General features: G+C 66.6%; 3 protein-coding genes. All 3 read left to right on the plus strand.

Annotation, left to right across the window (positions count from 1 at the left end; all coding sequences use genetic code 11):
* The first annotated feature begins 119 nt into the window (after positions 1 to 119).
* The 3 genes from ACH107_RS31785 to ACH107_RS31795 are packed head-to-tail and all read left to right on the plus strand — an operon-like array spanning position 120 to position 2370.
* Complete coding sequence (locus ACH107_RS31785; protein WP_412509633.1) at positions 120 to 434, plus strand: hypothetical protein; 315 nt, start codon at positions 120 to 122, stop codon at positions 432 to 434.
* A complete protein-coding gene (locus ACH107_RS31790; RefSeq protein WP_412509634.1) occupies positions 431 to 1603 on the plus strand; it encodes an FtsX-like permease family protein in 1173 nt (390 codons plus the stop codon). Before ACH107_RS31785 ends, ACH107_RS31790 begins: the two co-directional genes overlap by 4 nt.
* Before the next feature lie 11 nt (positions 1604 to 1614).
* On the plus strand, positions 1615 to 2370 hold the full coding sequence (locus tag ACH107_RS31795) for an ATP-binding cassette domain-containing protein (RefSeq protein WP_412509635.1): 756 nt from the start codon (positions 1615 to 1617) through the stop codon (positions 2368 to 2370).
* Positions 2371 to 2755: the final 385 nt, after the last annotated feature.

Below are 2755 nucleotides of genomic sequence, written 5' to 3' on the forward strand. Positions count from 1 at the left end.
CACGCAGCTTGTTGACCACGAGGGTGGCCAGCGCTTCGCCTTCCACGTCCTCGGCGATGATCAGCAGCGGTTTCTGCGACTGGATCACCTGCTCGAGCACCGCCGAGGGCATCATGGAGATGGGCGACACCCGTGCCATGATGGCCGAGGTCGAGGTCTGGCAAGATCGCGTCGCCTCGGTCGCCACGGGCCAGCCGGTCGAGCTGGCGGCACCAGCGTTGGGGCAAGGCGTGCGCGGCACGGTCGAAAGCATCGGCCTGACCGTCGGGCGGCAGGGGCTGATCTCGGACGACGCGGCGGCAAATTCCGACGCGCGCGTGGTTCGGGTTCTCGTGGCGCTCGACCCCGCGTCATCGCGCCTTGCCGCGCGCTATGTCGGTCTGGAGGCAGTGGCCCGCATCGACACAGGCGCGCCCGAACGGGCCGGTCAATGAGCCGCCTTCTGCAATGGATCTTCGGGCGGCTGCCGATCGGCTGGCTGCAGCTGACCCACAAGCGCGGGCGGTTCGTGGCGGCCCTGTCGGGTGTGGCCTTCGCCAATGTGCTGGTGTTGGTGCAGTTGGGCATCATGAACTCGATGGCGACGGCGACGCTGAAACCCTATGAGTTGTTCGAGGCCGACATCATGATCTCCGCCGCCGATGCCAACGCGCTGGCCGAGGGCAGCAACGTGGCGCGGCAATGGATGTTGCAGGCCTTCGCGGACCCGGACGTGGTTGCCGGCATGGGGCTGTTCGTGGGCAACGCGCCCTGGGATCGCGGCGATACCGACATTACCTTCACCACCTTCGGGATCGACCCCGGCCAGCCGGGGTTCGTCGCGCCCGCGATCGCCGGCGATCTTGCGCTGTTGCAGGTGCAGGACGTGGCGATCATCGACCGGCTGGCGCGCGGCCTGCCGCGCGACGAGGCCGCCGCGATCCGCCCGCAGACGCCCCTGTCCTTCGAGACGCAAGGCCGCACGCTCACTGCGCTCGACACCTTCGCGGGCGGCGGCGGCTTCGGCGGTGACGGCTACATGTTTGTGTCGGACCAGACCTTCCTGTCGCTCTTCCCGGCGCGCAGCTCGGCCGCGCCCGATCATATCCTGCTGCGCCTGCGCCCCGGTGCGGACGCGGACGCCACCATCGCGCGGCTCCAGACGCTGATTTCCGCCGACGATCTGCGCATCCGCAGCTACGACGCGGCCGCGCAGGAGGATCTGCGCTACCAGCAGACGCAGCGGCCCACGGGCGTGATCTTCGGCTTCGGCGTGCTGATCGGCGTTCTTGTCGGGCTCGTGATCGTCTACCAGGTCCTGTCGGCGGACGTGGCCGACCACCTGCGCGAATACGCGACCTTCAAGGCCATGGGCTACGGGCCGCGTTTTTTCCTTGGCATCGTCGTCGAGGAAGCGCTGGTACTCGGTCTTCTGGGCTTTCTGCCGGGGCTTGCGGTGGGCACGGCGATCCTGACGCTCATGGGCGCGATCACGACGCTGCCATTGTCGATGACGCCGGCCATGGCGCTCATGGTCTTTATTGGTACGGTCGTCTTCTCGGTGCTCTCGGGGGTGATTGCCACGCGCAGGCTGTCCGCCGCCGACCCGGCCGACCTGTTCTGAGAGGCCCTGTCATGAGCAACGAGACCGTCCTCGACATACGCGTGCTGAACCATTGGTTCGGCAGCGGCGGCGCGCGCAAACAGGCCTTGTTCGACATCGACATGACGCTGGAGCGCGGCAGTTTCACCGTGCTGATGGGGCCATCGGGCTCGGGCAAGACCACGCTGCTGACACTGGCCGGGTGTCTGCGCGGCGTGGAAGAAGGGTCGGTGCGTCTGCTGGGGCACGAGTTGCGCGATGCGCCCGAGGCGGAGCTGACCCTGCTTCGCCGGCGGCTGGGGTTCATCTTCCAGGCGCACAATCTGCATGAAAGTCTGACGGCGCTGCAGAACGTCGTCATGGGGGTACAGGTACGCCCCGGCGTGCCAGATGGCTTGGCCCGGCTAGCAGCGGCCCGTGCTCTCGATCTGGTGGGGCTGTCCGACCGGATGAATTACCGTCCTGCAAACCTGTCGGGCGGGCAGAAGCAACGCGTGGCGGTCGCGCGCGCGCTGGTCGGCAATCCAGCGATGGTACTTGCGGACGAGCCGACAGCCGCGTTGGACAAGGACAGCGCCGCCGATGTGATCGACCTGCTCAAGCGCCTCGGCGCGGCGCGCGGAACAACGACCCTTCTGGTCACGCACGACAACCGCATCCTCGACCGTGCCGACCGGATCCTCACGCTGGAGGATGGCCGTATCGTCTCCAGCGACATTGGACCGGCTGCAACACGCGTGGACCACGGTGAACAGACGGGGACCACGTCATCCCACCCGAGCGTGTGATCAAGTTGGCCACGGAATTCTGCCCATGTGCGGCGCCCGCCGGGGTGGGTCCGTCTCGCCATGGGCTGCGTTTGTCACAGCGCCAACCTCCAGCTCGATCAGGCGCTTGACCGTAGAGTCAGTCCTCTCGCGAAGCAGATCGGAGCAGACACTGACATCCGCTGAACGACTGGCACAAAAGTCTGGCTCCTGAAATCTGAGATGCCGCTCGGTGTGCACGCGCGGCGAATGTCTGCTTCGACGGGCCGCGCCGCGGAAACCCGAATGGCCGGCCAAGGTCGGCTCAGGGCCGTTCGCCTACTACTTAAACGGGACGACGTTTGAATCACCGTTGGCGAAAGCGACTGCGCCTTCGTTGCGAATGGTGCTGACTGCCTCTTCAAAT

This window comes from Roseovarius halophilus (ex Wu et al. 2025), assembly GCF_047086965.1.

Coding starts and splice junctions, on each gene's coding strand:
- ACH107_RS31785 (WP_412509633.1), top strand. CDS start 120: ATGGGCGACACCCGTGCCATGATGGCCGAGGTCGAGGTCTGGCAAGAT.
- ACH107_RS31790 (WP_412509634.1), top strand. CDS start 431: ATGAGCCGCCTTCTGCAATGGATCTTCGGGCGGCTGCCGATCGGCTGG.
- ACH107_RS31795 (WP_412509635.1), top strand. CDS start 1,615: ATGAGCAACGAGACCGTCCTCGACATACGCGTGCTGAACCATTGGTTC.